We start from the raw sequence: 7,465 nt of genomic DNA, 5'->3' as shown, positions 1-7,465 counted from the left end.
TAGATTAAGCCTTCCAGATAAATTCACTCAGTAGAGAAAACCCGCAACCAGTTCAAATACAGTTCAACTAGAGCAGTGGAATTATGGAATCTACTCAAGCAAACTAAAGATGAATCGGATCTCGAAATCTTAACCGCTTCATTTCTACAGCATAAATCTGACCAGGAAGTTGCTATTGATGCGGTGGCAGATGTTGCCGAACAGATTGAAGCCGAAATTGCCGCGATCGCTGCCAGGAAACAACATCTAGTCGAACTTCATAACCGAGCAATCGAACGCCTTAAAAGTAAAAAGGAAACTATCGACAGAACCATCATCAAGCTCCATGAATCAGGAGCGATCGCTAATAAGACAGAGGGTTTATCTAGAACTATCAAAATTCAAAATAATCCTCCAAGTTGCCAGGTACTAATTCAGACTGAGGATTTACCAGAAGAATATCGGTATGAAAAGGTTGAGATCAAACCAGATAAGAAAGCCATTACTCAAGCTTGGAAACAAGGCATTGAAGTAGAAGGTACGGAAGTATTTCAAAAACAACGAGTAGTTTACGGATTAAGCAAGGATATTACCTAAGATGACAGACTCTTCAACAACTAAAACCCCACAACCAGAACCTTACAATTTAGATAAATGCACAGTCAAAATTGTCATACTATTGCATCCAGGAGATTCTACTAACGATGATGCTAAATGTACTATTGCTGTCAGCACCCATGAAGATATTCCTCTAACTCAAATAGTCAAGCGATCGCAGGTTAATCTACCCGAACCAATTACAGATTTGCTTGAAGAATTAAAAGCTGACTTGCCCCAACGAGAGTTTCATGCTCGCGTCAAGCAAAGCAAAACCAGTAAGCAAAAATCTACTAAATCTAATAAAACCAGTTCTCAGACCAAAGTAGAACCAACCGAATCAAATACCTCAACTATCAAACAAGTTCAATTATTTTAGTACAAGCTATGAGTGATAAAGTTCCCGTAGTTTTTGAAGGCAAAGAATATCCTATTGATGCAGCAATTGCAGCAGATGATGACAAACTGCGACAAGTCTTATCCCCCTTCATTCCCGCAGCTGCCAACGCCAAGATTCAGAGGGAATCAGGTCAACCAATTCAAATAATTAAACAGGCAGGAACAAAAGGATAATGAATCAATCTCCTCTAGAATACCTGTGCAGTAGTCCAGAAACTATTAATCCCGCTATTGTTACCGCTCGTAAAATTCAACATCTCGAACTGTCAGGACAAGTGACTCCAGAGATGATGGCAGAATTAGCTAAAGAAGCCAAAAGTGCGATCGCCGAGGGCAAACAGGCTATTACTAATTACGGCTATAGTCTAGAGCAACTAAAGCTCGCCAATTCCCAACCCAACAAGATTCCCTGGGGATTTTAATAAATAGTATTGTCTCGAAAAAGCTAAATGATAATAAACTCATCCTCGCTCTGGCTAGTCTGAGCCAGTATTATCGAGAGCAGTTCCATATTCAAGTTCTAAAAGTACCAACAGCTTTTCTTCTAAGATTGTTAGATAGGGAGTTTTAAGCTTTGCCAAACCATTTAAAATCCAAAGTGCGGCTTCATCCAAGTTCCCCGTTTGATGAAGCTCACTCATACGAACGCCCAGATTCTCCATTTGCTTACATTCATCCTGGGAATATTCTAAAGATTGAAGATGCTCTGGTCGCAGTATGTATTCATTATCCCAAGTAGCAACCGAGCAGCTAAATTTATAGACTTCGCTCACAATACACCAGCAGCCACTTTTACCCCGTAATTCGGGATTGTCCTTAGCTATAAGAAAGCAAACTTCTCCTACTCGAAGAGTTATTGGCGGTCGCTTTTTATCCTTGATACGCTGTACCACATCTTTGACAATCTTTCCCGTCGGTACTTTACCTCCAGCCTCTTCTACAGCAGTCTCCCAAGCTAATACCTGTTCTTCGGCATTTAGCTGACTCATCGGTCTTACCTGTCCTTCCCTAGTTGGCAAAATGTGTACAATTTGTTCACATTTTTCGCTCAAGTTGTTGTATATTTTAGCAGCATCAATTAGTTGATATGAACGACGGCGAACATAATCAAAGCGATCGCGACAGTAATCTTCAAAAGTAGCGTGAGTAGAGCGGTAAAGCCTACGGTCGCGTAACTGCATTAATGCCATGCCAGCTTCGTAAAATGCCCGTTCGACTTTTCTTTCCAAGTGTAAGCGATCGCCTTCTTCTTCTGTAGTAAGAGGTGCGATGGGTAATACTGCTAGTTCGCTAGTTTTACTCGAAGATTTTCTTCTCTTTCGCCATTGCTTTTTGGAGCGCGCCATCTATTGCTTCTCCGATGATGCTTAAATTATTTTACCTTCTCAGCACCGTTAAAGAGATGTCGAGGGACACTCAATGCATGAAAATATAGTATCAATCGCCAAAATAGCTCTTGTAAACATCGATTCTCAAGAGCTATTTCCCTCCCCTAGAATGTGAACCCCTATTCAGGGGCAAAGGTAATTTGTCGGTATTTATTCAAAACTAGCAAAGTAGATCGATCGCAAACGAACTCAAAATGGGAGAATGATTAAGAAAGTGTAAAAAGTCTATTGTGAGTTATCTGCTCTATTCTCAAGCAGAACAATTAAAGCTACATGAACCCGTTCCCGTTACTCTTCATCCCGCAGCCGTTTACCTTAGTTCGCTTTCAGAAGGGTCGCGTCGCACGATGCTGTCTTCGCTCAATGCGATCGCCCATCTATTAACCGAAGGAGAATGCGATGCTTTTGCTTTAGATTGGTCGAAGTTACGCTACCATCACACCGCAGCCGTGAGAACTGCCCTCAAACAGAGACTTGCTCCAACTACCACTAATAAAATGCTGGTTGCTCTGCGTCAGGTACTAACGGTCGCATATCGCTTGGATTTGATTGAGGCATCTGATTATCACAAAGCAGTAGACATATCTAATGTTAAGGGAACTGGTCAGTTAAGGGGTCGGGCTTTAACTACAGATGAAATAAAAAGTTTGATCGATTGTTGTTACGAAAAGGGAAACGAAATTGCCCTAAGAGATGCTGCGGTAATTGCCATTCTCCGTTGTGGTGGTATTCGACGACAGGAAATGGTTAGATTAGAGTTAGATGACCTCGATATCATTACTGGAGAATTAGCTATCCGTCGGGGTAAGGGTGGTAAATTTCGGCTAGTTTATTTAACAAGAGATGCGATCGCCACGATTGAGGATTGGCTAGAAGTAAGGGGCGATGCTCCAGGAGCTTTAATTTGTCCCGTTAACAAAGGTGGCAAAGTGACACTGCGTCACTTTGCTGAAGATGGAGATGGGATATATAAGTTAGTCAAAGCTAGGGCTATAAGTGCGGGAGTCAAACATTTTTCGCCCCATGATTTTCGGCGGACTTTTTGTTCCGATCTTTTAGAATTTGGGGAAGATGTATTTACGGTACAGGAATTAGCGGGTCATGCTTCTCCTGCTACTACTGCTAAATACGACCGTCGTGGTGAAGGCAGAAAACGCCGAGCTGTCAAGCGATTGAAGTTCAGATAATCTCTAAACTTATTCTATTCCCTTCAATAACTTAGCTATTTGTTCTGGTGCGGGAAGTTGCTCTTTTAATTCTTGAGGTAGGGTTGAAACAATTCGATAGGTGGCAACTCCTATTCATCCGCCAAAGATTTGCAGCCGAAAAGCCTTTAATACCTGGGAATTCAATCTGTAAGTCTTGAGATAGGTTTTTAACTACCGACTTGCCCCAAGTTTCTCCTTGTTGCCGATTTACAATCGATTTGCCAATCTCCCAATAAAGAGCGATTAATTTTTGGTTAACTGCTTTGAGAGCTTCATACTGAGCAGAACGAATATGTTGCTTTATCTCTCCCAGTAGTTGTCCATAATTGTCCGCATCTAATTCGCTCATGTTTTTTCTGTTTCCAAACAATTCGATTGTTTATTATCACTTTTAGCAAGGTTTTAATTCTTGGCAGTTTACCAACACTTCCTTGCCATAAGTATCTTTGATTTTGGCAACTATACCAGTAGTAGCTTGTACGATCCATGTTCCTTTTTCTTTCAACCATTCAACTATTGTTCCTGGTTGGATAGAATGTTCTGTTTCTCTTGTTCTGTCCACCAGGGGAGATAAATTATTATCTTTCCCTATAGTGGACACGGAATAAATATCTGTAGTAGATTCTACTTGAGTGAAGGCACTGTCTCTTTGCAGCCAACTCGCAAAAATCTCTTCTCGACCATCACTCGGAGATTCAAACACATAAACTCTTTCTCGTTGCTCTCTCGAACCTAAACGACCAATATAAGTTAGTTTTAATCCCAACAGACTCAATAATTTTTGAGCTATTTTAATCGGTGTGTCTGATTCTACTATGGTCAACCCTAGAAAGATTTTGAGTTCTCGTTTATTGGCATGAGCTAACTCAGCAATCAACTGAAGATTGGGATCGCTACCTCTATATTCAACTCCAGGTTTAAGTAAATCAATAATCAACGTTTCTAACAGTCGCAATGATGTAGATAGTAAACTGCGATTAAAATCTGGCAGCCATAAACGATTTTTGGTATGACAAGCAATCGCCCTTAACTGTTTTAAATCTCGCCCGATTAGATGTTGTCTACCGACGGTAAGGTAATAGTGAGAGAGTATTTTACCGTACCAACCTTCATCATCTTTTGCTACGAGTTCGGGGGTAATGGGCACATCGCTGCCATAACGCCTGACCAAGTTGCCCTTACGTTCGACCCATCTTTCTGATTTAGTCTTGGCTCGTTTGTCTTTTAATTTCTGATATTGAGCGTCTGTAGGTATGGGTGCATCTGCTACATGAGCGCAATCAGCTTGATATTTAGTTTTGGCTACATGTTTTAATTGTGTTTCTACTTCGGTAACACAATTGAGAACTTCTGTTTTAAGTTCGGGGGGAGCGGTTACTTCATGTCCCTCCGCAATTAATCCCTCAACAATTGAACTGCGATAGTTCTGCATGGTGAGGTTTATATAACAACCTCGTTTTGCCCAAGTGTTTAAGGATTCTGGTTGGAAGTTAGTATCGAGATCCAGGTCTGACAAAGAGGTATCGGCAAGCTGTAAATATCGAATATTCTTGCTGGCTTTATTTTTGGTGCTGGCAATCAAAGCTTTTTTAACGGTAGCTCCATTACCCACCATACATTTATTAAAACCTCGTTTAGCTGCCCAAAGATATCGAGGAACCGAAGCGCGGATACGGGCTAATGCTTGACGAATGGAATCAACAGTTTGCACTCCCTGAGCGATCGCCCAAACTGAATCAAAATGAGGAACGCTTTTGATTTTGCCTAAGTTGGTTTTGATTCCTTGTAGCAATAACTGAAATGTCAGAGGAACTTCTGAATGACATCGATCCGTCCTTTCGCATTCAATACTAACTCCTGTTTCAATCGAAGGAGAAGCGATCGCCAGATCGTAGTTCGGTAATATTTCATTTAGATGGGCAATACAGCCATAGGCTGGATGAGACGGGTCTGCTACTGTTTCTGAATCGATGCGGAGGATTTTACGATCGGGGAATTCTTGCTGAAGATAGGATTCTAGGTTTTGTGTACCCCACTTGGACTTAAGTTTCTGAGCCGAACAGCTAATAAACGGTTTCCCTCCAGCTTCGATATGACTGAGCAGATCTCTGACTAAACGGGCGGAATTTTTATCTTCATAGTTATGTATTGTCCAACGTTGTTGTTTAGGTGGTTGCCAATCGTTTACTACGACAAAAGGATCGACATGAAAACCTGCCAGAGAACGAATATAGTCGATAGCAACATCGGATAAGTCAGCATCGGCTAGATATACTTGACCGTCGCCTGAAAGATTATTTTGAATTAAGGTTTTGAATTGAGCTAAAATTTCAACTCTCTCGTTTGCACAGGTTGCTGAGTTGAGCATATGCCAAATTACCTGTTCGGCTTCATCAATAATTACTATTCCGTCATCCCAGTTGTCAGCATTAAACTTTGCTCCTGAGTTTGGATGTAGGGAGTCAATACATAATCCGTATCCTAAAGTAGTTCCATATTCAACAGTTTTGATTTCGGTTAGGTAAGGAAGTCCTACTCTCTGGCAAAGAGCTTCACCTAATTGGATGCGGTGGGTTAATAGCAGTACCCATTTTCCTTCTTTGATGGCTCGTTCTACTATTTGTTCGAGTAAATAAGTTTTTCCGCTGCCTTTAGGAGATTTTAAGCCAATTAGTTTAGCTGTATTGGGAATGTGGAGGGGACTTGGGGACATAGGGACTTGGGGACTTGGAGAAGTTTTTGCCGTCTCCCAGTCTTCTCGTGACGCGCCAGCTAATCCTTTAGGACTCCCAGTCTCCTCGTCTCCCAGTCTCACTTCTGCCTCAACTAAAGACCCCAAATATCTTCTATTAACCTGAATATTAGCTTTGTAAGTCAACCTAACCGAGGAGCGGACTAACCAAGTTTCTAAAGACAATGCCTTATCGTAAGCTTGATGAAATGCCTCTGCACCATGTTCGACAATTAGATCGTCAATCCCTTTGGCTGACTCTTGCCAATTAATTACTTTGACATCAACATCAGCTTTGGCAAACAGTTTACCAGTTTTGGCGATCGCCTTATTGACGTTGGCGATGGTACTGGCTTTGGTATCCTTGTCAAAGGCAAAATAGACTTTACGTCCAGGTGTAGCAAAGACTTGAAGTTGGGGAATGAGTTTAGCTGGTCCTGTTTTTCGCCCAAATTCATCTTTAGGTTGGCGGTAGCCGTTGAAAATACCAGGTAAGGCGATCGCTGCATAACCCAGACTAAGTAAAGCTGCTGCTTTTTTTGCTCCCTCGGTAATGATTAAGGGAACTTCAGGATTATTTATTACCCATGACCAGAATGAGATTGGGGTGGTGCGGTCTCTAAGACGGAGAGCTAAAGGAGAGAGAAATAGCTTAATTCTGTTTAGGCGAGCTACGCTATGCCAAAGAAGTGGAGAAACTTTTAAGGCAATTATCCCTGTTGGGTGTTTAGGAGGTCCCTCGTATTTAATTGTTTTCCCTTTATCTGCCGATAATCTGGGTTGGAGGGGTTTAAACTGACCGTATAGATCGTCAGAATAATTATTTAGGACATCTACCCCTGATACCCACCAACCTCCTGCTTCAATATGACGATATCGTTTCAGGATGCTGTAGCTTATCGCACCTGTGTTAATTCTTTTAAGTTTATCGGAAATGAACAGGCGATCTAATGCTGTATTTCCTTCCAAGTGAAAAAAGTTCAGCTCGATTAAATCGGGATGAATTCCACTATCTCGATAAAGTTCTTGGTATTCGGCAGATGTAAGTTGATTTGGTAATTGTTTTTGACAAAACGTACTCTTTACAGCAAGTTGTTGTGGCAATGTTTGCGTCATTAATCGAGACTCCATATTTTATGAGGAGCCTTGAACCCATGTCATAG

The 7,465-nt window shown here is 41.4% G+C and carries 7 protein-coding genes and 1 pseudogene; 5 read left to right on the top strand and 3 right to left on the bottom strand.

What is annotated here, in order from left to right; translation table 11 throughout:
* The first annotated feature begins 75 nt into the window (after nt 1-75).
* From I4641_RS18240 to I4641_RS18225, 4 genes are read left to right on the top strand one after another with little or no spacing between them, the layout of a single operon-like run.
* Nucleotides 76-576 carry a siphovirus Gp157 family protein gene (locus tag I4641_RS18240; protein ID WP_229642009.1) on the top strand — a complete coding sequence of 167 codons (501 nt, stop codon included), beginning with the start codon at nt 76-78 and terminating at the stop codon, nt 574-576.
* 1 nt (nt 577) lies between these two features.
* Nucleotides 578-955, top strand: coding sequence for a hypothetical protein (locus tag I4641_RS18235; protein WP_019505890.1), 378 nt, complete (start codon nt 578-580; stop codon nt 953-955).
* Nucleotides 956-963: 8 nt separating this feature from the next.
* On the top strand, nt 964-1,149 hold the full coding sequence (locus tag I4641_RS18230) for a hypothetical protein (protein ID WP_019505891.1): 186 nt from the start codon (nt 964-966) through the stop codon (nt 1,147-1,149).
* A complete protein-coding gene (locus I4641_RS18225; protein ID WP_229642008.1) occupies nt 1,149-1,397 on the top strand; it encodes a hypothetical protein in 249 nt (82 codons plus the stop codon). Before I4641_RS18230 ends, I4641_RS18225 begins: the two co-directional genes overlap by 1 nt.
* A gap of 54 nt (nt 1,398-1,451) precedes the next feature.
* Here I4641_RS18225 and I4641_RS18220 read toward each other — a convergent pair whose 3' ends face one another.
* The gene (locus I4641_RS18220; RefSeq protein WP_229642007.1) at nt 1,452-2,321 is read right to left on the bottom strand and encodes a hypothetical protein; all 870 of its coding nucleotides are present in this window, start codon (nt 2,319-2,321) and stop codon (nt 1,452-1,454) included.
* Between the two features lie 272 nt (nt 2,322-2,593).
* On the opposite strand from I4641_RS18220, the gene I4641_RS18215 reads away from it, so the two are divergent.
* Nucleotides 2,594-3,550, top strand: coding sequence for a tyrosine-type recombinase/integrase (locus I4641_RS18215; protein WP_229642006.1), 957 nt, complete (start codon nt 2,594-2,596; stop codon nt 3,548-3,550).
* A 115-nt stretch (nt 3,551-3,665) separates the two neighbouring features.
* Here I4641_RS18215 and I4641_RS18210 read toward each other — a convergent pair.
* Nucleotides 3,666-3,920, bottom strand: a pseudogene (locus tag I4641_RS18210) (DUF1016 N-terminal domain-containing protein); the annotation flags it as partial.
* Nucleotides 3,921-3,962: 42 nt separating this feature from the next.
* Nucleotides 3,963-7,418, bottom strand: a complete 3,456-nt coding sequence (locus I4641_RS18205) for a plasmid replication protein, CyRepA1 family (protein WP_229642004.1) — start codon at nt 7,416-7,418, stop codon at nt 3,963-3,965.
* Nucleotides 7,419-7,465 lie beyond the last annotated feature (47 nt).

This window comes from Waterburya agarophytonicola KI4 (assembly GCF_020640915.1).
Lineage (GTDB): Bacteria > Cyanobacteriota > Cyanobacteriia > Cyanobacteriales > Xenococcaceae > Waterburya > Waterburya agarophytonicola.
Note: the sequence above shows the minus strand (reverse complement) of the source record. Positions and strands in the feature narration are given on the sequence as shown.